This window comes from Aquabacterium sp., from assembly GCF_048860245.1.
GTDB lineage: Bacteria > Pseudomonadota > Gammaproteobacteria > Burkholderiales > Burkholderiaceae_C > Aquabacterium.
Window position 1 is genome coordinate 14,713 of sequence record NZ_JBLIZW010000080.1, and the last position, 20,585, is coordinate 35,297.

Below are 20,585 nucleotides of genomic sequence, written 5' to 3' on the forward strand. Positions count from 1 at the left end.
GCACCGGCACCACTGGAGCTTACTTCTTCTCGTCGCGCAGTTCGCGGCGCAGGATCTTACCCACGTTGGACTTGGGCAGGTCAGCGCGGAAGTCGATGTACTTCGGACACTTGTAGCCGGTCAGCTGCTCGTGGCAATAGGCCTTCAGGGCTTCCACGGTCAGGCTCTCGTCCTTGCGCACCACGTACAGCTTCACAGCCTCACCCGACTTGGCATCGGGCACGCCCACAGCGGCACACTCCAGCACGCCAGGGTGCATGTTGACCACTTGTTCCACTTCATTCGGGTACACGTTGAAGCCCGACACCAGAATCATGTCCTTCTTACGGTCCACGATGCGAACCTGGCCACGTTCATCCATGATGCCGATGTCGCCAGTGCGGAAGAAGCCGTCCGCGGTCATGACCTTGGCAGTTTCATCCGGACGCTGCCAGTAACCCGCCATCACCTGAGGGCCACGGATCGAGATCTCACCCACACCACCGATGGGCTGCGCAACGCCATCGTCATCCAAAATGGCCACTTCCGTCGAAGGCAAGGGATAGCCAATCGAACCGTTGAACTCGGTGTTGTCCAGGCGGTTGGCCGTGGCCACCGGCGAAGTTTCCGACAGACCGTAGCCTTCCACGATCGGGCAACCCGTGACCTTCTTCCAGATTTCGGCTGTGGCTTGCTGCACGGCCATGCCGCCCCCCATCGACACCTTCAGACCCGAGAAGTCGAGCTTGGCGAAGTCGGGATGATTGGCCAGCGCGTTGAACAGCGTGTTCACGGCCGGGAACTGGTTGATCTTGTACTTGCTCAGCGTCTTGATGACGGCGGGCAAGTCACGCGGGTTGGGGATGAGGATGTTCATCGAACCCGTGCGTGCGCCCATGAAGTAACAGACCGTCAGCGCAAAGATGTGATACAGCGGCAACGCGCACACCGACACCATAGGCTGGTTGCCCAACTTGTCCAACTCAGGCTTGAACCAAGCTTCGTTTTGCAGAATGTTGGCCACCACGTTGCTGTGCAGCAGTGTTGCGCCCTTCGACACGCCCGTGGTGCCGCCGGTGTACTGCAGGAAGGCCACGTCCGTGGGCTGCAGCGCAGGGCGGTTGTACTTGAGTGCACGCCCCTTGGCGATCACGTCCTTGAAGGTCAAAACCTTGCACTTGTCGGTATTGGGCAGGTTGTAGGCCGGCACCATCTTCTTGACGGAGCGCACCACAAAATTCACCAATGCGCCCTTGATGAACGGCAGCATGTCGCCCATCGACGCCAGCACCACGTGCTTGACCGGCGTGCGTGCAACCACCTCTTGCAGGGTCGTCGCGAAGTTCTCGAGGATCACGATGGCATCTGCGCCAGCATCCTTGAGTTGATGCTCGAGTTCACGAGGGGTGTACAGCGGGTTGACGTTCACCACCACATACCCGGCACGCAAGACCGCCGCGATCGACACCACGTACTGAGGCACGTTCGGCATCATCAGCGCCACGCGCGAACCCTTGGGCAAACCCAGCGACTGCAACCATGCAGCCATCGACTTGGACAGTTCTTCGACTTGCTCATACGTCCAGTGCACGTCCATGAAGGACGCCATGTCACGCTTGGCAAATTGCTTGAAAGACTGGTCCAGCAAGTCAACCAGCGAGTTGTACTCACCGGGATTGATTTCAGCAGGAACACCAGCTTCGTAATGAGCCAACCAAGGCTTGGAACTCGTCATCGCTATCCTCGTCTCGTATCGATCGTTCACGACTACGGGCTGAACATGGAAGGATTGTTTGCACCCGTTTGCACTGCATGCATTCTGCAACATTCGCGGCTAAGGGTATTCCCGCAACAACTGACAACACAAGGTGACAACAGCAAGTTTCAGGAAGATAAGCGTAGTGGTTTTCCCTTGGTTGATGCGGGTTTGCTCGTGGTTTTCACTAGGCAGCGCCGACCTCAAATTTGACTCACAATGTTTCCTATTTCAAATTCACCCGCTCGACACCGCCCTCACCATGGTCGACAAAGCCATCAATCACCCCCTCACGCCCAAGCGTCGCTGGTTCCTCAAAACCGCGCTGGCCATTGGCGCTGTCGGCGCCACATTCGGTAGCCTGGTCTACTGGCACCGCGGCTTGAGCCATGGCCGCCTCACACCACATGGACGCGATGTCATTCTCGGGCTCACCCGAGGCATCGTGGGCCCCATGCTGCCGAAGGACCCCACTCAACGCCAAGCCGCTCTGGAGGCCCACCTGAGTGCCATGGAGCGCTACATCAATGGACTGCCGGCCGTTCTGCAAGTCGAGATCAACGCCATCCTCGGGTTGCTGGGCAATGGCGTGACACGCTACATGCTCACTGACCTGCGTGGCGGCTGGCAGGGCGCCAGTGACACCGACATTGAGCGTGCACTGGAAACGATGCGCATCAACCCACTCCCCACGCACCGCCTCACCTACCAGGTTGTCCGAGGACTGACCTGCATGACCTTTTTCACCCAAAGCACCAACTGGCCTGGCACCGGTTACCCCGGCCCCCTCGACGTATGAGCAAACTTCCCGATCCGTTCCGCGAGGGTTTGGCCCGCGGCTGGCAAGCCCACAATGGCGCCGATGGCCTGCCTGATGAAGTCACCTGCGATGTCGCCATCGTTGGCACGGGTGCAGGCGCTGGCATCACCGCCGAAATCTTGACCAAGGCCGGCTTGGCCGTGGTGCTGCTGGAAGAAGGCCCTCTTCGCACCAGCAGCGACTTCAATCAGCGGGAAGCCGAGGCTTACAGCTCGCTGTATCAGGAATCGGCTGCACGCCGCACCATGGATGGCGCCATCAGCGTGCTGCAAGGCCGGTGCGTTGGCGGCACCACCGTGGTCAACTGGACCAGCTCGTTCCGTACCCCTGAAAACACACTTCAGCACTGGCAGGACAAGTACGGCCTCCAGGAGTTCAGCGAATCGGCCATGACCCCATGGTTTGAGCAGGTCGAGCGCCGACTCAATATGCACCGCTGGGAAGAAGCGCCGCCGAATCGCAACAATGAAGTCTTGCGCCAGGGGGCACAGAAGATCGGCATTTCCGCTGACGTGATCCCGCGCAATGTCAAAGGCTGCTGGAACCTGGGCTCCTGCGGCATGGGCTGCCCCACGAACGCCAAACAGTCGATGCTGATCACGACCTTGCCAGCAGCCCTCGAAGCCAAGGCGCGGCTGTATTACCAGACACGGGCGCAGCGCTTGGACATCAAGGATGGCAAAGTCCAAGCCATCCAGTGCGTACCCATTCGCGTCAATGGCGAAAAGGTCTCCGACAAAGTGATGCGCGTCAAAGCACGCCATTACGTCGTCGCAGGCGGTGCCATCAACTCACCCGCGTTGCTTTTGCGATCGAACGCCCCAGACCCTCATGGCTTTCTGGGCAAGCGGACGTTCCTGCACCCCGTCTCTTTCTCGGCTGGCATCTTTGCAGAAAAGGTTGCGGCTTGGGCGGGCACCCCTCAATCCATCTATTCGGACCACTTTGTGCACAACGCACCGGCCGATGGCCCCATGGGTTACAAATTGGAGGCAGCCCCCCTTCAACCGGGCTTGGCATCGATGCTGATGGGCGGTCACGGCGCAACCTTGGCCGCACGCATGCAGCACTATCCGCACACGCAGATGATGCTTTCGCTGATGCGCGACGGCTTCCATCCCGAGTCCGTCGGCGGCACCGTTCGGCTCAATCCGGATGGCTCCCCCCTCCTGGACTATCGCCTGACCGACTATGTCTTTGATGGCATGCGCCGCTCACTGTTGACCATGGCAGAGATTCAATTTGCCGCAGGCGCCCAGATGGTCATGCCGTATCACGAGCAAGGTCAGTACTACCGGTCGTGGGCGGAGGCCAAAGCCGGCATCGCCCAGCTCGAGATGAAGCCGCTGCTGATGGGGGTGGGCAGCGCTCACGTGATGGGCGGCTGCTGGATGGGCGGCACCGAAAAGCAGGGGGTGATCCGTCCGGATGGTGTGCACTGGCACATCGACAACCTGTCGGTTCACGACGGCTCAATCTTCCCGACCAGCATCGGCACCAACCCACAGTTGTCCATTTACGGCGCAACCAATAAGCTGGCAACCCAACTGGCCAAGCAATTGACAGGCAAAACCGTTCAACTGGCCTAACTGATCGACCATGAAAAAGCCCCGCCAAGGCGGGGCTTTTTTTCTTGCCAACGAGAGGCAACGCCTCTCGCTCACAAATTACTTGTTGCGGGTGCCCACAACTTCGATTTCAACGCGACGGTTCTTGGCGCGGCCAGCTTCAGTCTTGTTGTCAGCAACAGGTTGCTTCTCGCCCTTGCCTTCGGTGTACACCTTGGAGGCGTCGATGCCCTTGCTGGTCAGATAGGCCTTGACAGCGTCAGAGCGCTTGACCGACAGCTTCTGGTTGTAAGCATCAGTACCCTTGGAGTCGGTGTGACCCACGGCGATGATGACTTCCAGATTCAGGCCCTTGACCTTACCAGCCAGATCGTCCAGCTTGGCCTTGCCTTCAGGCTTCAGCACAGCCTTGTCGAAGTCGAAGAAGGCGTCAGCAGCGAAGCTCACCTTCTCGGTAGCGGGCGCAGCAGGTGCCACGGCAGGAGCGGGAGCAGGCGCAGCAGCCACAGGAGCCGGTGCAGCAGCAGGAGCGGGCGCAGCAGGAGCGGCAGCGGGAGCAGCCTTGCCACCGTCACAGCCTTGAGCAGCCGTTTCAGGGGTCCAGAAGTTGTTGCGCCAGCACAGTTCGTTGGTACCGTTCTTCCACACGGTGCCATCGGTAGCACGCCAGTTGTCAACGGTTTGTGCAAATGCACCACCAGACAAGGCAACGGTAGCGAACAGGGCGGCAACTTTGTTCAGTTTGATCATGCAAGTCCTCACGAGATGAAACGCAGCATTCAACTGCGATGCGCCCTGAAAGGGCAACTACCCGGATTGGGGTGGGGCACTGAGTACCCAGGTCTTCCCCAGGGCACTTAACGAAAACCATTGTGCCATAGACAATTTGTCACTCAAGTGGCAAGCACACCGCAGCAGGGTCAGGCGCTTTCGTGTTGCGCTGCGACTACATGATCCGCCAATTACAATGATCCTTTCGACTTGTCGCGCGCGTGAGGGCCTTCCCTGGAAGTTCCACCCGCTTCGGCCTGTCGGAACCCCGGTCTGCCAGCCGCGCGGCGGGTACACCTCTCTTCTTACCGTGAAGCACGCATGACGTCATTCGCCAAGGAAACCTTGCCCATCAGCCTCGAAGAGGAGATGCGCCGTTCTTATCTCGATTACGCAATGAGCGTGATCGTGGGCCGTGCCCTGCCAGACGCCCGCGACGGCCTGAAGCCCGTTCACCGTCGTGTGTTGTACGCCATGCACGAGCTGAACAACGACTGGAACCGGCCTTACAAGAAGTCCGCTCGCATCGTTGGCGACGTCATTGGTAAATATCACCCCCACGGCGACGTCGCTGTGTACGACACCATCGTCCGGATGGCGCAGGACTTCTCGCTGCGTCACATGCTGGTCGATGGTCAAGGCAACTTCGGTTCGGTGGACGGCGACAGTGCTGCGGCCATGCGTTACACCGAAATCCGCCTGTCGAAGATCGCCCACGAAATGCTGGCCGACATCGACAAGGAAACCGTTGATTTCGGCCCCAACTACGACGGCTCTGAAAAAGAGCCGCTGGTGCTGCCGACCCGCCTGCCCAATCTGCTGGTCAACGGCTCGGCCGGTATCGCGGTGGGTATGGCCACCAATATCCCCCCCCACAACCTCAATGAGGTTGTGGACGCCTGCCTGCACGCGCTGAAAAACCCCGAATGCTCCATCGACGAACTGATGGAAATCATCCCGGCGCCAGACTTCCCCACCGCCGGCATCATTTACGGCATGTCGGGTGTGCGTGAGGGATACCGCACGGGCCGTGGTCGTGTGGTCATGCGCGCACGCGTGCACTTTGAAGACATTGGCAAGGGCGACCGTCAAGCGATCATCGTTGACGAGATCCCTTACCAAGTCAACAAGAAGACCCTGCTTGAGCGCATCGCCGAGCTGGTCCATGAGAAAAAAATCGAAGGCATCAGCCACATTCAGGACGAGTCGGACAAGTCCGGCATGCGTGTGGTGATCGAACTCAAGCGCGGTGAAGTGCCTGAGGTCGTGCTGAACAACCTGTACAAGCAGACCCAGCTGCAGGACACCTTCGGCATCAACATGGTGGCGCTGATCGACGGTCAGCCCAAGCTGTGCAACCTGAAGGACCTGATCACCGTCTTCCTGGAACACCGCCGCGAAGTGGTGACCCGCCGCACGGTGTATGAACTGCGCAAGGCGCGCGAGCGCGGCCACGTGCTGGAAGGTCTGGCCGTTGCGCTGGCCAACATCGACGAATTCATCGAGACCATCAAGACCAGCCCCACCCCACCGGTGGCCAAGGCCGCCCTGATGAGCAAGAGCTGGGATTCGTCGCTGGTGCGCGAGATGCTCGCCCGCGTCGATGGCGATGCCCAGCAGTACCGCCCCGAAAGCCTCGCCCCGCAATACGGCATGCAGCCCGATGGTCTGTACCGCCTGAGCGAAGAGCAAGCTGGCGAAATCCTGCAGATGCGCCTGCAGCGCCTGACCGGTCTGGAGCAGGACAAGATCATCGGTGAATACCGTGATGTGATGGCCCAGATCGCCGACCTGCTGGACATCCTGGCCAAGCCCGAGCGTGTGTCGTCCATCATTGGCGACGAACTAGCCGTGATCCGCCAAGAATTCGGGCAGACCAAGCTGGGCGCCCGCCGCTCGACCATCGAGCACAACGCCCAAGAGTTGGGTACCGAAGACCTGATCACCCCGACCGACATGGTCGTGACCATCTCGCACACGGGCTACATCAAGAGCCAGCCGCTGAGCGAGTACCGTGCCCAAAAGCGCGGCGGTCGCGGCAAGCAGGCCACGGCGACGAAGGAAGACGACTGGATCGACCAACTCTTCATCGCCAACACGCACGACTACATCCTGTGCTTCAGCAACCGCGGACGCGTGTACTGGATCAAGGTCTGGGAAGTACCTCAGGGCTCGCGCAACTCGCGCGGCAAGCCCATGGTCAACATGTTCCCGCTGGAAAAAGACGAGAAGATCAACGTCGTCCTGCCCCTGACCGGCGAATTCCGCAGCTTCCCTGAAGACCACTATGTGTTCATGGCCACCGCCATGGGCACGGTCAAGAAGACGCCGCTGACCGACTTCAGCAACCCCCGCAAGGCCGGCATCATCGCCGTGGGCCTGGATGAGGGCGACTATCTGATCGGCGCAGCCCTGACCGACGGCAAGCACGATGTGATGCTGTTCTCTGACGGCGGCAAGGCCGTGCGCTTTGACGAAGACGACGTGCGCCCGATGGGTCGCAGCGCCCGAGGCGTGCGCGGCATGATGCTGGAAGAAGGCCAATCGGTCATCGCCATGCTGGTGGCCGAAGACGAATCGCAATCGGTGCTGACCGCCACCGAAAACGGCTATGGCAAGCGCACCAGCATCGTCGAGTACACCCGCCACGGCCGCGGCACCAAGGGCATGATTGCCATCCAGCAGTCTGAGCGCAATGGCAAGGTCGTGGCCGCCACCCTGGTCCGCACCGAAGACGAGATCATGCTGATCACCGACAAGGGCGTGGTGGTTCGCACCCGCGTCGCCGAGATCCGCGAGTTGGGCCGCGCCACGCAAGGCGTGACCCTGATTTCGCTGGATGAAGGTGCCAAGCTGATTGGCCTGCAACGCATTGCCGAAAACGACGCCAGCGGCAACGATGGCGAAGAAGGCGAGACCCCTGAGGCCTCAGAAGGCTCAACCGAAGCCTGAGCCATCCGGCCAGGTACCTGACTAGCAAACGCGAGGACACACGATGACATTCAAGAAGACCGCATGGGCCGCCGTCGTTGCCATGACCCTGGCAGCCACTTCCTTGTCTGCCCATGCTGACAAGAAAGAATTGGTTCAAAAGATCCTCGCCTCGCAGCAAACTGCGCTGGACGACATGGCGCGCAACGTGGCCGAACAACCTGCTCGCCAACTGGCGGGCGGTGCGCGCAGCATCATTGTTCAGGCCGTGCCCGAAGACAAACGTGAAGCCACGGCCAAACAGGTTGACGCCGAAATCCGCAAGTATCTGGATGCCGCCACGCCCATCGTGCGCGCCAGTGCGACCAAGCTGAGCCAGTCGGCCATCGGCCCGCTGTTTGAAGAGCGTTTCTCGGAAGACGAACTCAAGCAACTGATCGGCATGCTGGAGTCGCCGATTCTGAAAAAGTACCAAGGCATGCTGCCCGAGTTGAGCAACATGTTGCTGGAAAAGGTCGTCACCGACGCCCGTCCTCAAGTGACCCCCAAGCTCCAGTCGGCTGAAGCCAATATCCGCAAGATCCTGGACACCGCCACCGGTGGCAAGCTCAGCCAGGGCAATGATGGCAAGGCCGCACCTGCAGCCAAGCCCGCCGCCAAGAAGTAATTGACTCCGTTCCTGACACCCGCCCGATGACCCGTCCATTCAATTTCTCAGCCGGCCCCGCCGCCCTGCCTGAAGAAGTCCTGCAACAGGCCGCCAGCGAAATGCTGGACTGGCACGGCTCGGGCATGGGTGTCATGGAAATGAGCCACCGTGGCAAGGAGTTCATCTCCATTGCCCAGCAAGCCGAAGCCGACTTGCGCGACATCCTGGCGGTCCCCGCCAACTACAAGATCCTGTTCATGCAGGGCGGGGCGATTGCGCAAAACGCCATCGTGCCCATGAATCTGTCACGCGGCAAACGCGCTGACTATGTGATCACGGGCTCGTGGTCGCAAAAATCGGCCAAGGAAGCGCACAAGTACTGTGAAGTGCACATCTCGGCCAACAACACCGAGACGCAACACACCACGCTGCCCGACGTGGCCTCGTGGAAGATCAGTGACAACGCGTCTTACGTGCATGTGTGCAGCAACGAGACCATCCACGGTGTCGAGATGCACGAATTGCCCGATCTGGCTGCGCTGGGCTCCAACGCCCCGCTGGTGATCGACGTGTCGTCGCACATTGTCTCGCGCACCATTGACTGGTCGCGGGTGGGGCTGGCGTATGCCGGCGCCCAGAAGAACATCGGCCCGGCGGGTCTGACCCTGGTCATCGTGCGTGAGGACTTGCTCGGCCACGCCCTGCCCATCACGCCGTCTGCCTTCGACTACAAGATCGTGGCCGACAACGACTCCATGTACAACACCCCACCCACCTACCCTTGGTACCTGGCAGGTCTGGTGTTCCAGTGGATCAAGCGTCAGCGTGAAGGCGAATTGAGCGGTCTGGCTGCCATCGAGGCGCGCAACATCGCCAAGGCCAATTTGTTCTACGACTATGTGGACGCCTCGGGCTTCTACGTCAACAAGGTCGCACAGAACTGCCGCTCGCGCATGAACATCCCTTTCTTCCTGCCGTCGGATGCGCTCAATGACGCCTTCCTGGCCGGCGCCAAGGAAGCGGGTCTGCTGCAACTGAAGGGCCACAAGAGCGTGGGGGGCATGCGTGCCTCCATCTACAACGCCATGCCGATTGCGGGCGTGGAGGCCTTGGTCGCCTACATGAAGGACTTTGCGCAACGCCATGGTTGATCAGGCCCACTTCAAGCCGGACGGCCGCCCGGTCAACGAGCAACTGGCCGATCTGCGCGTCAAGATTGACTCGTTGGACCAGCAACTGCTGGATCTGCTGAATCAGCGTGCACGCCTGGCGCAGGCGGTGGGTGAGGTCAAAAAGCTGGATGGCTCGCCCATTTTCCGCCCCGACCGTGAAGCACAGGTCATTGACCGTGCCAAGAACCGCAACCCTGGCCCCATTCTGAACGACAGCATTGCGCCCATCTGGCGCGAGGTCATGTCGGCCTGCCGCGCGCTGGAAGCACGTCAGCGTGTGGCCTTCCTGGGGCCGGTGGGCACCTTCACCGAGCAGGCCATGCTCAACTACTTCGGGTCGTCGATCGAGCCCGTGGCCTGTGTGAACATCGACGAGATTTTCCGTGCCACGGCGTCAGGCTCGGCCGACTACGGCGTCATCCCCATCGAGAACTCGACCGAAGGCGTGGTGGGGCGCTCGCTGGACATGCTCCTGCAGTCCCGCCTGACCATCATCGGGGAAACCAATTTGATGATCACGCACAACCTGCTTCGCAAGGCGCCGGGCCGCGATGGCATCAAAGTGGTGTGCGCCCACCCCCAAGCGCTGGCGCAATGCCAGAACTGGCTGAATACGCATCTGCCAGGCGTGGAGCGTCGCGCCGTGTCCAGCAACGCCGAAGGCGCACGCTTGGCCAGCGAAGACCCCAGCATCGCCGGCATCGCCAGCGAACGTGCGGCCTCGCAGTTTGGCGTGCACGTGGTCGATCGTGGCATTCAGGACGAAGTGCACAACCGCACCCGCTTTGTCATCATCACCAATGTGGACCAGCACTCGCCGGCGGCCCCCACGGGACACGACTGCACCAGTCTGGCACTGTCCGTGGCCAATCGCCCTGGCGCCGTGCACGACATGCTGGTGCCGCTCAAGCGCCACGGCGTGTCCATGACCCGATTCGAATCCCGCCCGGCGAAGTCTGGCCAGTGGGAATATGTCTTCTTCATTGACCTGGCCGGCCACCCCGACCAGGACAACGTTGCGGCCGCCATCGCTGAATTGCGCGCCCAATGCTCATTCTTCAAAGTGCTCGGCAGCTACCCGCTGGACGTGCACTGATCAAGAGGTCTCATCATGTTCAATCAACTCGGCCTGATTGGCTGTGGCCTGATGGGCGGCTCCTTCGCCCTGGCTTTGAAAAAGGCCGGCCTCGTCAAGCGAGTGGTGGGCTACAGCAAATCGCCGTCCACCGTTGAAAAGGCTCGCCGTCTGGGTGTGATTGATGTGATGGCCGAGTCCGCACTGCTGGCCGTATCGGGCTCGGACATCGTGCTGATCGCGGTGCCCGTGGCCGCCAGCGAAGGCACGTTCAAGTCCATTCGCCATCTGGTCAACCCGGGCGTCCTCTTCATGGATGTGGGCTCGACCAAGCGTGATGTCGTCGATGCGGCACGCCGCGTGCTGAAGGAGCGTTTGCCCTCCTTCGTGCCAGCCCACCCGATTGCCGGTCGCGAAGTGGCAGGCATCGAGCATGCAGACGCCACGCTGTACCAAGGCCGTAAGGTCATCCTGACGCCCTTGCAGCAGACCGACCCCGTATTGGTTCAAAAGGCCACAGATGCCTGGGCCGCCGTGGGGTGTCAGGTCCTAAAGATGACCCCGGAGCATCACGACGCCGCGTTTGCGGCCGTGAGCCACCTGCCTCACCTGCTGGCCTTTGCGTACATGAACGCCATGGGCGAACAACCCGCAGGTCAGGAATACCTGTCTTTGGCCGGCCCCGGCTTCCGGGACTTCACCCGGATTGCGGCCAGCGACCCGACCATTTGGCGCGACATTTTGCTGTCGAACCGCGAAGAGATCCTCAAGCAATCGGAGACCTTCCGCAATGCCTTGTTGGAGATGGAGCAACTGATGCGCGACTGGAATGGCCCTGCCCTGCAGCAGCATATCCAGTCGGCTTCGACCGCGCGCAGCCAGTGGCAATTGGGCGCGCCCAAGCCCTCTTCCTCCCGTTTCTGATTTGATGCACCATGCAGGCGCCCCTATGAGACCTGCATGACGACGGTTTTCGCATGTACACCACCGCTTTCCTCGACCTCCCCCCTCTTCTGACTGCTGGCGGCACGGTTCGCCTGCCCGGGTCAAAGAGCATTTCCAACCGCGTGCTGCTGTTGGCAGGTTTGAGCGAAGGCACCACGGTGGTCCATGACCTGCTGGCGTCCGACGACACGCATGTGATGCTCGAAGCCTTGCGCGTGCTGGGTTGCGCCATCGAGCAAGAGGGCGACACGGTCCGCATCACGGGTTTGGGTGGGCAACTGTCCGTCAAGCAAGCCGACCTGTTCTTGGGCAACGCCGGCACGGCCATGCGTCCATTGACGGCGGCGCTGTCGCTGCTGTCGGCCACACAGGGTGGCGTCTTCACCCTGTCAGGCGTGCCGCGCATGCACGAACGCCCCATCGGCGATCTCGTCGATGCGTTGCGTCCGCTGGGCTGCACCGTCGAGTGCACCGGCCAGGAAGGCTACCCGCCCCTGCGTCTGGCGGGTGGCACACTGAAACTGGATGCCCCCATCAAGGTACGGGGCGATGTGTCCAGCCAATTCCTCACGGCGCTGCTGCTGGCCTTGCCATTGGTCTCGCAAAACCAGGCACTGACCATTGAAGTGGTCGGCGAACTGATCTCCAAGCCCTACATCGAGATCACCCTGAACCTGCTGGCCCGCTTCGGCATTGCCGTCGAGCGCCAAGGCTGGGAGCGCTTCATCATCCCCCAAGGCAGCCGCTACCAGTCTCCCGGCGAGATCCATGTGGAAGCCGATGCCTCATCCGCTTCGTACTTCATCGCCACCGGCGCCATCGCGGGCATCGACAAGCCGGTCCGCGTGGAAGGGGTAGGCGCGGCCTCCATCCAGGGTGACATCCGCTTTGTCGAAGCTGCCCAAGCCATGGGCGCACAGGTCACAGCTGGCCCCAACTGGCTCGAAATCCGCCGCGGCCAATGGCCACTGCAGGCCGTCGACATGGACTGCAACCACATCCCGGATGCGGCGATGACCCTGGCCGTGATGGCCCTGTACGCCAACGGCACCACGCGACTGACCAACATTGCCAGCTGGCGTGTCAAGGAAACTGACCGGATTGCAGCGATGGCCACCGAGCTGCGCAAGCTCGGCGCTGCCGTGGAGGAAGGGGCTGACTACATCAGCATCACCCCACCCGCCACGGGTGCCTGGCAACATGCCAGCATCCATACCTACGACGACCATCGCATGGCCATGTGCTTCTCGCTCGCGGCCTTCAACCCGCTGGCGCCCACGGCCATCACGGACAAGCCCATTTCGGTGCGCATCGACGACCCGCGCTGTGTCGGCAAGACCTTCCCGGATTACTTCGAAACCCTGTTCCAGGTGGTGCAAACCAATCCGGATCTGATCCCTGTCATCGCGGTAGACGGCCCGACGGCTTCTGGCAAAGGCACCCTGGCCAGCGCTTTGGCCACCCGTTTGGGCTATCAGTTCCTGGATTCCGGATCGCTGTATCGCATCACCGGTCTGTTGGCCACCGAGCGCAACATCAGCCTGGATGACGCAGAAGGTCTGGAAGTCCTGGCGCGTGAATTGGGGGCCACCATCCCATTGCGCTTCGAACACGAGCACATCTGGCTGAATGACCGTGATGTGGGTGAGGTCATCCGCCAAGAACAAATCGGCCAGGCCGCATCCAAGCTGTCTGCTTATCCGGGTGTCCGCCAGGCTCTGCTGGAATTGCAGAAGGCGTTCCGTGGCTTGCCAGGCCTGGTTGCCGACGGACGCGACATGGGCACAGTGGTGTTCCCGGACGCGGCGCTGAAGGTCTTTTTGACCGCAACGGTGGCCGAGCGGGCCGAGCGCCGCTATAACCAATTGATCCAAAAAGGGATTTCTGCTAACCTTGACGGGATTTGCGCAGATTTGGAGGCGCGCGACCTACGGGATCGAACCCGTGCGGTGGCGCCTTTGGTCCCTGCTGCAGATGCCCAAAAACTCGACAACTCTGCGCTCACCATCGAGCAATCGGTGGAAACCGTGCTGGGATGGTGGGTCGAGGGCTGGCCCCACGTGATTGCCGGACACTGAGTTCGACGACGCGGCAAGGCCATTTTCAAAGGCTGTGACATCCAGCCCCTGCTGCCAGGCCGGGGCGTGAGCAATCAGCGTTGCCCGCAAGGGCAGCACGGGCGTCATGTTCTTCAACCCAACCCGTTCCGGTCGTTCCTGTCGACCTGAGCGTTACCGCTGGTTCACGCCAGCACAGGAAATTCCATGTCTGAATCTTTTGCCGCCCTTTTTGAAGAGTCGCTGCAACGTGCCAACATGCGCACGGGCGAAGTCATCACCGCTGAGGTGGTGGCCGTCGAACACAACTTCGTGGTGGTCAACGCCGGCCTGAAGTCCGAAGCGTACGTGCCCATCGACGAGTTCCGCAACGACCAGGGCGAAATCGAAGTCCAAGTGGGTGACTTCGTGTCCGTGGCGGTTGACGCCATCGAAAACGGCTACGGCGACACCATCCTGTCGCGCGACAAGGCCAAGCGTCTGGCTTCGTGGCTGTCTCTGGAAACCGCTCTGGAGTCTGGCGACTTCGTGACCGGTACCGTCAATGGCAAGGTCAAGGGCGGCCTGACCGTTCTGGTCAACGGCATCCGTGCCTTCCTGCCCGGTTCGCTGCTCGATACGCGCCCTGTCAAGGACATGTCGCCGTTCGAAGGCAAGACCATGGAATTCAAGGTCATCAAGCTGGACCGCAAGCGCAACAACGTTGTGCTGTCGCGTCGCGCTGTGGTGGAAGCCTCCATGGGTGAAGAGCGCGCCAAGCTGATGGAAACGCTGCGCGAAGGCGCCATCGTCCAAGGCGTGGTCAAGAACATCACCGAATACGGTGCGTTCGTGGACCTGGGCGGCATCGACGGCCTGCTGCACATCACCGACATGGCATGGCGCCGTGTCCGTCACCCTTCCGAAGTGGTGACCGTTGGCCAAGAGCTGACCGCCAAGGTCCTGAAGTTCGACGCCGAGAAGAACCGCGTCTCGCTGGGTCTGAAGCAAATGGGCGACGATCCGTGGGTTGGCGTGTCGCGCCGTTACCCTGCTTCGACCCGCCTGTTCGGCAAGGTCACCAACATCGCTGACTACGGCGCTTTCGTCGAGATCGAACCCGGCATCGAAGGCCTGGTGCACGTCTCCGAAATGGACTGGACCAACAAGAACATCGCTCCCAACAAGATCGTCAACCTCGGCGACGAAGTGGAAGTCATGGTCCTGGAAATCGACGAAGACAAGCGTCGTATCTCCCTGGGCATGAAGCAGTGCAAGCCGAACCCATGGGACGATTTCGCTCAGAACTTCAACCGCGGTGACAAGGTCAAGGGTCCCGTCAAGTCGATCACCGACTTCGGCGTGTTCGTGGGTCTGGCCGCCGGCATCGACGGTCTGGTTCACCTGTCCGACCTGTCGTGGAACGAGCCTGGCGAAGCTGCCGTGCGCAACTACAAGAAGGGCCAGGAAGTCGAAGCCGTCGTGCTGGCCATCGACGTCGAGCGCGAGCGCATCTCCCTGGGCATCAAGCAACTGGACTCTGACCCCTTCACCAACTTCACGACCCTGAACGACCGTGGCGCTACTGTCACCGGCACCGTCAAGACCGTGGATGCCAAGGGCGCTGAAATCCAGCTGGGTGATGACATCGTCGGTTACCTGCGCGCTTCCGAAATCAGCCGCGACCGCGTTGAAGACGCTCGCAACGTGCTGAAGGACGGCGACGAAGTCACCGCCATCATCATCAACATCGACCGCAAGACCCGCAACATCCAGTTGTCGATCAAGGCCAAGGACAACGCTGAGCAACAAGAAGCTCTGCAACGTCTGAGCGCTGACACCAAGGAAGGCTCCGGCACCACCAGCCTGGGCGCCCTGCTGAAGGCCAAGCTGGATCAAAACAACGGCTAATCCCGTCGATCCGGTTCACCTCAACCCTGCAGGCTCCGGCCTGTGGGGGTTGTGATGAGCGTGGCACGAGCCCCAGGTTCTGGCGAAATCCAGCGCTTGGGGCTTTTTGCTGATGCTGACCACAACCTCCGAAATTTTTGCGGTCAACACATGACACGATCCGACCTGGTTACCCGCCTGGCTGAGCGCTTCGGTCAGCTTACGCAACGTGATGCCGAATTTGCGGTCAAGACCATTCTGGACACCATGTCGGAAGCGTTGGCCAAGGGGCATCGCATCGAAATCCGCGGCTTTGGCAGCTTTTCGATCAACCGTCGCCCGCCCCGCATGGGCCGCAACCCACGCTCTGGCGAGCAAGTGCTGATCCCCGAAAAGCTGGTGCCACACTTCAAACCCGGCAAAGCCCTGCGCGAAGGGGTCGACAAGGTGGATACTGTCACCCATGCCGAAGCCTCGGCAGATCATTCGGACCAGCCTCAAAAGGATTGATCAGATGCGTGCCCTGAACTGGTTGTGGCGAGCCCTGCTGTTTTTCATCCTGTTTGCCTTTGCACTCAACAACCAGCACACGGTCGAGCTCAAGTGGTTTCTGGGCTACCGATGGCAAGCACCCATGGTGTTCATCGTGCTGGCAGTGTTTGCACTGGGTTGTGCGGTCGGTGTGACCGCCATGGTGCCCAGTTGGTGGCGCCACCGTCGCGATGCCCGCCATCGCCAAAAGCTGATGCCCGAGACCTCCGGGCCAACCTCGGCTGAAGCCCCCACATCCCCTACCAAAGAGTCGATAGCCAGCGCCCCTGTGTCGCTGCCACCGGAGCTGCCATTTCCGCCGGACATGCCTGCGCCGCGCAAGCCTGCCAAGTAAGGCCCCCACACCCCATGGAATTTGATTTTTACTGGTTGCTGCTGGCCCTGCCGGTGGCCTTCTTGCTGGGCTGGATTGCCTCACGCCTGGACCTGCGCCAACTCAAACGCGAAGATCAGGCCTCGCCGCAAGCGTACTTCAAGGGCCTGAACCTGCTGCTCAACGAACAGCAGGACAAGGCCATCGATGCGTTCATCGAAGCCGTTCAGCACGACCCCGACACCTCTGACCTGCACTTCGCGTTGGGCAATCTGTTCCGGCGTCGTGGTGAGTACGAGCGCGCGATCCGCGTGCACCAGCACCTGCTGGCCCGTGCCGATCTCAAGCGGGAAGAGCGCGAACGCGCCCAGCACGCCTTGGCACAGGACTTCATGAAGGCAGGTTTGTTTGACCGCGCCGAGGAAGCCTTCAAAGCCTTGGAGGGCACAGCCTTCACGACCGATGCACGACTGGCTTTGTTGTCTCTGTACGAGCGCTCACGCAACTGGCACCCAGCCATTGAGGTGGCACGTCAACTTGAGGCGGCTGGCACGGGCTCCTTCACGCAGCGCACGGCGCATCTCTGGTGTGAAGTCGCACATGAGGCCGACGCGCGCGGCCGAGCCGAAGATGCAGAACTCGCCTTGCAACGTGCCCGTGAATCTGCGCCCCAGGCTGCTCGCCCACTGGTGATGCAGGGGCAACGCCTGGTACGGCAGGGCCGCCATGCCGAAGCCCTCAAGATCTGGGACGACCTGATGGTGATGCAGCCTCAGGCGTTTTCGTTGATCGCCTCGGATTACGCTCGCTCTGCTCAAGCCTGCGGCGAAGCAGATAACGCATTGGCCAAATTGCAGAACTTGTATCTGCAGGTCCCGTCGGTGGACATCCTGACTGCGCTCAACAGTTTGCAGCCCGACGCTGACGCGCGTCGCCAAGCGCTGATGAGCCACATCAGCCAAGCGCCGTCACTGTCTGCTGCGCAAGGCTTGATCCGCGAACGTCTGGCCACCCATGTCCCACTGGAGGAGGCCGAAATCGAGCGACTCCAGCAAGCCTTGGCCACAGCGGCGAAGCCGCTGCAGCGCTATCGCTGCGCAGCCTGTGGCTTCGAAAGCCAACACTACTTCTGGCAGTGTCCAGGCTGCCAAGGGTGGGATACCTACCCACCCCGCCGCCTCGAAGATCAGTGATGCATGTCGTGGTGGTGCCCGCCCATGGCATCACCCTTCATGGCCGGCATGGCCATGGGCATCACTTTGACTGGCACCTTGATGTCCTGCGTGACCAGTTTGCCTTCAGCCGTTTTCAATTTCAGCGTGAGTGACACCTCACTGCCCTCTTGCAACGGCTGCTTGAGTTCGGTCAGCATCAGGTGTTGTGCGCCTGGGCGCAATGAAACGGTTTGACCCGCGGGCAGCGCGAGGGTGTCTACGGCATGCATGCGCATGACAGAACCGTCCATCACCATTTCGTGCAACTCAGGCACCCCCGGCGTGCTCATGGCAAAGCCCACCAAAGTCAAATTTTGCGTAGCGGTCAGGTTCATGAAGCCGCCAGTTGCGGTTTGGCCTTTGACCATCGGACGCACCCACGCCTGATCCACTTTGACCAGAGGCGATTCAACCGCCACTTTGGCCACGGCCTTCTGATCTGCGGCAGATGCGACATCAGCCGCCACAACCAGCGCCAGCCCAGACAGCAAGGCCGCACAGGCCTGACGAATCATCATTTTGCTCATACGTTCTCCACAAACATCACCGCATGCCGTGCGGCGCGATCAATCTCACGGGCTAGTCTAGTCTTGTTCGAGGCGCGGCCAGACCTGAGCCACATCAATGGATCTGCAATACACGTCGGTATTGAATCGCCTCCGCCATGTGCGTCACTTCAATGGCAGGGGCGCCAGCCAGATCGGCGATGGTTCGCGCCAGCTTCAGAACGCGGTAGTAGGCTCGCCCCGACCACCCTAGGCGGCTACAAGCCCCTTGCAAAAATTGCTTGGCGCTCGGACTGACTGCGACACATGACTCCAGTGCTTGACCTTGCAGGGCCGCATTGAGTTGCCCCTGTCTTTCACGCTGCAATGCACGCGCCGCCACGACACGTCGAGCCACCACCGCAGAGCTTTCGCCGTCCGGCGCTTGCGCCAGCACCTCCGAAGGCACCACCGGCACATCCACCTGCACGTCGATGCGATCCAGCAGCGGGCCACTCAGACGCCCTTGATAGCGCGCAACCTGATCCGGGGTGCAGCGACACGCTTTGAGAGGATTGCCGAAATGCCCGCACGGACAGGGGTTCATGGCGGCCAGCAATTGAAAGCGTGCCGGGAACTCATGCCGTCTCGCCGCCCGAGAAATGCAGATTTGCCCGGTCTCCAACGGCTCCCGCAGTGCCTCCAGTGCCGCGCGAGGGAACTCGGGCAACTCATCCAGGAAAAGAACACCGTGATGTGCCAAAGAGATCTCGCCGGGACGCGGAGGCGAGCCGCCTCCTGCCAAGGCGACGGGCGACGCGGTGTGATGTGGTGCAGCAAACCGCCGCTCACCCCACTTCTGTGCATCAAACTGCCCGGCAAGACTCAATACCGCCGCTGACTCCAGTGACTCGTCATCCGTCAGGGCTGGCAGCAAGCCCGCAAACCGATGGGCCAACATGGACTTGCCAGAACCGGGCGGCCCTACCATCAGCATCGAATGGCCACCCGCTGCGGCGATCTCCAAGGCGCGCTTGGCAGCCGTCTGGCCTTTGACATCCCTGAGATCTTCGCAAAGGATCGGTCGCACCTGCTGACGATCCGGGGTCACCCGAGCCAGATCCGAGACGTCCGTCACCGATGACGCCGGGCGCAGATGGTTGACCACGTCCATGAGATGCGTCGCCCCGTAAATGCTCACCCCCTCCACCAGCGCCGCTTCATGGGCGCTGGCACTGGGCAGAATCAACGCGCGCGCGGCATGGGGCCCGTCAGACGCACGGCGCAGGGCCAATGCCATGGGCAAAGCGCCTCGAACCGCCCGCAACTCGCCACCCAACGACAACTCTCCCGCACATTCATACCGAGCCAGCTTTTCTGCGTCGACCTGACCCATGGCTGCCAGAATGCCCAACGCAATAGGCAGGTCGAAGCGACCGGACTCTTTGGGCAGATCTGCTGGCGCCAGGTTCACCGTGATGCGCTTGTTCAGCGGGAACTCCAGCCCGTTGGAACTCATGGCGGCACGCACACGCTCTCGCGCTTCTTTGACCTCGGTGTCAGCCAAGCCCACCAAGGTGAATGCTGGCAATCCATTGGCGAGATGCACCTCCACGGTGACTTCAGGGGCTCGCAAGCCGTCGAGTGAGCGGCTGTGAACAATGGCAAGCGTCATAAATACAAGGCAGCAAGCGGCAAAGCGCCGGATTCTGCCGATCCAGCGTCATCTCCGCGCCCCCCTCTTGGGCGCCCTCATCACAAATGCCACGTGTTGCACGCACAACAATGGTGCACTAAAGTGGTGCGAAGCGAGAGGACCATTTGCCTGCACTTAATGCGTGCACCCGAACGCGCAGCACGCCAAATCAGTGCACCACCCTCTTCTCCGCTGCAATGGTCAGCTTTTCTCGACCTTGGCACGCTTCCTGCAGTATTGAAAGCGTCTAATCATTTTGCCAACTCACCGGAGAATCAACCATGAAAATGGTGACCGCCATCGTCAAGCCTTTCAAGCTTGATGAAGTCCGAGAGGCTCTGTCCGCCATTGGCGTTCAGGGTATCACTGTGACCGAAGTCAAGGGCTTCGGCCGCCAGAAGGGCCATACCGAGCTGTACCGTGGCGCGGAATACGTGGTCGACTTCCTGCCCAAGGTCAAGATCGAGGCTGCCGTGGATGAAGCCATCCTCGACCGCGTGATCGAAGCTATCGAGACGTCGGCTCGCACCGGCAAGATCGGTGACGGCAAGATCTTCGTGACCCCGCTGGAGCAAGTCATCCGCATCCGTACCGGCGAAACCGACAAGGATGCGCTCTGATCGACCATCGATCAGAACCTTCTGCTCACTGACTTTTTGTGGCCCACACCAGAAAGGTGTGCGTGCTGTAACCACCTTTCTGTACTTTCCAAGAGGCAATTCATGAGAAAGCT

At 60.9% G+C, this 20,585-nt stretch carries 17 protein-coding genes; 13 read left to right on the forward strand and 4 right to left on the reverse strand.

Annotation, left to right across the window (positions count from 1 at the left end; genetic code table 11):
• Nucleotides 1-19: 19 nt before the first annotated feature.
• The gene (locus ACMV18_RS09400; protein WP_420817621.1) at nt 20-1,714 is read right to left on the reverse strand and encodes a long-chain-fatty-acid--CoA ligase; all 1,695 of its coding nucleotides are present in this window, start codon (nt 1,712-1,714) and stop codon (nt 20-22) included.
• A 283-nt stretch (nt 1,715-1,997) separates the two neighbouring features.
• Here ACMV18_RS09400 and ACMV18_RS09405 point away from each other — a divergent pair, with 283 nt between their 5' ends.
• Together ACMV18_RS09405 and ACMV18_RS09410 are read left to right on the forward strand one after the other, a co-directional pair.
• Nucleotides 1,998-2,534, forward strand: a complete 537-nt coding sequence (locus tag ACMV18_RS09405) for a hypothetical protein (RefSeq protein WP_420817622.1) — start codon at nt 1,998-2,000, stop codon at nt 2,532-2,534.
• Complete coding sequence (locus ACMV18_RS09410; RefSeq protein WP_420817623.1) at nt 2,531-4,144, forward strand: GMC family oxidoreductase N-terminal domain-containing protein; 1,614 nt, start codon at nt 2,531-2,533, stop codon at nt 4,142-4,144. Before ACMV18_RS09405 ends, ACMV18_RS09410 begins: the two co-directional genes overlap by 4 nt.
• A 78-nt stretch (nt 4,145-4,222) precedes the next feature.
• Here ACMV18_RS09410 and ompA read toward each other — a convergent pair whose 3' ends face one another.
• Entirely contained in the window at nt 4,223-4,873 is a 651-nt protein-coding gene (ompA, locus tag ACMV18_RS09415; RefSeq protein ID WP_374259243.1) for an outer membrane protein OmpA, read from the reverse strand.
• Between the two features lie 342 nt (nt 4,874-5,215).
• Here ompA and gyrA point away from each other — a divergent pair, with 342 nt between their 5' ends.
• The 10 genes from gyrA (at nt 5,216) to lapB (ending at nt 17,650) form a co-directional block, all read left to right on the forward strand.
• Nucleotides 5,216-7,846 carry a DNA gyrase subunit A gene (gene gyrA, locus ACMV18_RS09420; protein ID WP_420817624.1) on the forward strand — a complete coding sequence of 877 codons (2,631 nt, stop codon included), beginning with the start codon at nt 5,216-5,218 and terminating at the stop codon, nt 7,844-7,846.
• 43 nt (nt 7,847-7,889) lie between these two features.
• The gene (locus ACMV18_RS09425; RefSeq protein WP_374258663.1) at nt 7,890-8,492 is read left to right on the forward strand and encodes a hypothetical protein; all 603 of its coding nucleotides are present in this window, start codon (nt 7,890-7,892) and stop codon (nt 8,490-8,492) included.
• 26 nt (nt 8,493-8,518) lie between these two features.
• Entirely contained in the window at nt 8,519-9,625 is a 1,107-nt protein-coding gene (serC, locus tag ACMV18_RS09430; protein WP_420817625.1) for a 3-phosphoserine/phosphohydroxythreonine transaminase, read from the forward strand.
• Complete coding sequence (pheA, locus tag ACMV18_RS09435; RefSeq protein ID WP_420817626.1) at nt 9,618-10,742, forward strand: prephenate dehydratase; 1,125 nt, start codon at nt 9,618-9,620, stop codon at nt 10,740-10,742. Before serC ends, pheA begins: the two co-directional genes overlap by 8 nt.
• Nucleotides 10,743-10,757: 15 nt before the next feature.
• On the forward strand, nt 10,758-11,645 hold the full coding sequence (locus tag ACMV18_RS09440) for a prephenate dehydrogenase (protein WP_420817627.1): 888 nt from the start codon (nt 10,758-10,760) through the stop codon (nt 11,643-11,645).
• Nucleotides 11,646-11,698: 53 nt separating this feature from the next.
• Nucleotides 11,699-13,744, forward strand: coding sequence for a bifunctional 3-phosphoshikimate 1-carboxyvinyltransferase/cytidylate kinase (locus ACMV18_RS09445; protein WP_420817628.1), 2,046 nt, complete (start codon nt 11,699-11,701; stop codon nt 13,742-13,744).
• Between the two features lie 186 nt (nt 13,745-13,930).
• Nucleotides 13,931-15,613: a 30S ribosomal protein S1 gene (gene rpsA / locus ACMV18_RS09450; RefSeq protein WP_420817629.1), complete on the forward strand. Its 1,683-nt coding sequence runs from the start codon at nt 13,931-13,933 to the stop codon at nt 15,611-15,613.
• A gap of 150 nt (nt 15,614-15,763) precedes the next feature.
• Complete coding sequence (locus tag ACMV18_RS09455; protein ID WP_374258654.1) at nt 15,764-16,102, forward strand: integration host factor subunit beta; 339 nt, start codon at nt 15,764-15,766, stop codon at nt 16,100-16,102.
• Nucleotides 16,103-16,106: 4 nt separating this feature from the next.
• Nucleotides 16,107-16,478 carry a LapA family protein gene (locus ACMV18_RS09460; protein WP_420817630.1) on the forward strand — a complete coding sequence of 124 codons (372 nt, stop codon included), beginning with the start codon at nt 16,107-16,109 and terminating at the stop codon, nt 16,476-16,478.
• 14 nt (nt 16,479-16,492) lie between these two features.
• Nucleotides 16,493-17,650, forward strand: a complete 1,158-nt coding sequence (gene lapB, locus ACMV18_RS09465) for a lipopolysaccharide assembly protein LapB (RefSeq protein WP_374258651.1) — start codon at nt 16,493-16,495, stop codon at nt 17,648-17,650.
• Here the strand turns inward: lapB and ACMV18_RS09470 are convergent.
• Both ACMV18_RS09470 and ACMV18_RS09475 read right to left on the reverse strand, forming a co-directional pair.
• The gene (locus ACMV18_RS09470) at nt 17,644-18,198 is read right to left on the reverse strand and encodes a copper chaperone PCu(A)C (RefSeq protein ID WP_420817631.1); all 555 of its coding nucleotides are present in this window, start codon (nt 18,196-18,198) and stop codon (nt 17,644-17,646) included. The genes lapB and ACMV18_RS09470 overlap by 7 nt on opposite strands.
• 94 nt (nt 18,199-18,292) lie before the next feature.
• Nucleotides 18,293-19,831 carry a YifB family Mg chelatase-like AAA ATPase gene (locus ACMV18_RS09475; RefSeq protein ID WP_420817632.1) on the reverse strand — a complete coding sequence of 513 codons (1,539 nt, stop codon included), beginning with the start codon at nt 19,829-19,831 and terminating at the stop codon, nt 18,293-18,295.
• 302 nt (nt 19,832-20,133) lie between these two features.
• Here ACMV18_RS09475 and glnK point away from each other — a divergent pair, with 302 nt between their 5' ends.
• Complete coding sequence (gene glnK / locus ACMV18_RS09480) at nt 20,134-20,472, forward strand: P-II family nitrogen regulator (protein WP_374258646.1); 339 nt, start codon at nt 20,134-20,136, stop codon at nt 20,470-20,472.
• The last annotated feature ends 113 nt before the right edge of the window (nt 20,473-20,585 follow it).

Coding starts and splice junctions, on each gene's coding strand:
- ACMV18_RS09460 (WP_420817630.1), top strand. CDS start 16,107: ATGCGTGCCCTGAACTGGTTGTGGCGAGCCCTGCTGTTTTTCATCCTG.
- ACMV18_RS09425 (WP_374258663.1), top strand. CDS start 7,890: ATGACATTCAAGAAGACCGCATGGGCCGCCGTCGTTGCCATGACCCTG.
- ompA (WP_374259243.1), bottom strand. CDS start 4,873: ATGATCAAACTGAACAAAGTTGCCGCCCTGTTCGCTACCGTTGCCTTG.
- ACMV18_RS09400 (WP_420817621.1), bottom strand. CDS start 1,714: ATGACGAGTTCCAAGCCTTGGTTGGCTCATTACGAAGCTGGTGTTCCT.
- ACMV18_RS09445 (WP_420817628.1), top strand. CDS start 11,699: ATGTACACCACCGCTTTCCTCGACCTCCCCCCTCTTCTGACTGCTGGC.
- serC (WP_420817625.1), top strand. CDS start 8,519: ATGACCCGTCCATTCAATTTCTCAGCCGGCCCCGCCGCCCTGCCTGAA.
- glnK (WP_374258646.1), top strand. CDS start 20,134: ATGAAAATGGTGACCGCCATCGTCAAGCCTTTCAAGCTTGATGAAGTC.
- ACMV18_RS09455 (WP_374258654.1), top strand. CDS start 15,764: ATGACACGATCCGACCTGGTTACCCGCCTGGCTGAGCGCTTCGGTCAG.
- ACMV18_RS09410 (WP_420817623.1), top strand. CDS start 2,531: ATGAGCAAACTTCCCGATCCGTTCCGCGAGGGTTTGGCCCGCGGCTGG.
- rpsA (WP_420817629.1), top strand. CDS start 13,931: ATGTCTGAATCTTTTGCCGCCCTTTTTGAAGAGTCGCTGCAACGTGCC.
- lapB (WP_374258651.1), top strand. CDS start 16,493: ATGGAATTTGATTTTTACTGGTTGCTGCTGGCCCTGCCGGTGGCCTTC.
- ACMV18_RS09470 (WP_420817631.1), bottom strand. CDS start 18,198: ATGAGCAAAATGATGATTCGTCAGGCCTGTGCGGCCTTGCTGTCTGGG.
- ACMV18_RS09475 (WP_420817632.1), bottom strand. CDS start 19,831: ATGACGCTTGCCATTGTTCACAGCCGCTCACTCGACGGCTTGCGAGCC.
- ACMV18_RS09405 (WP_420817622.1), top strand. CDS start 1,998: ATGGTCGACAAAGCCATCAATCACCCCCTCACGCCCAAGCGTCGCTGG.
- gyrA (WP_420817624.1), top strand. CDS start 5,216: ATGACGTCATTCGCCAAGGAAACCTTGCCCATCAGCCTCGAAGAGGAG.
- pheA (WP_420817626.1), top strand. CDS start 9,618: ATGGTTGATCAGGCCCACTTCAAGCCGGACGGCCGCCCGGTCAACGAG.
- ACMV18_RS09440 (WP_420817627.1), top strand. CDS start 10,758: ATGTTCAATCAACTCGGCCTGATTGGCTGTGGCCTGATGGGCGGCTCC.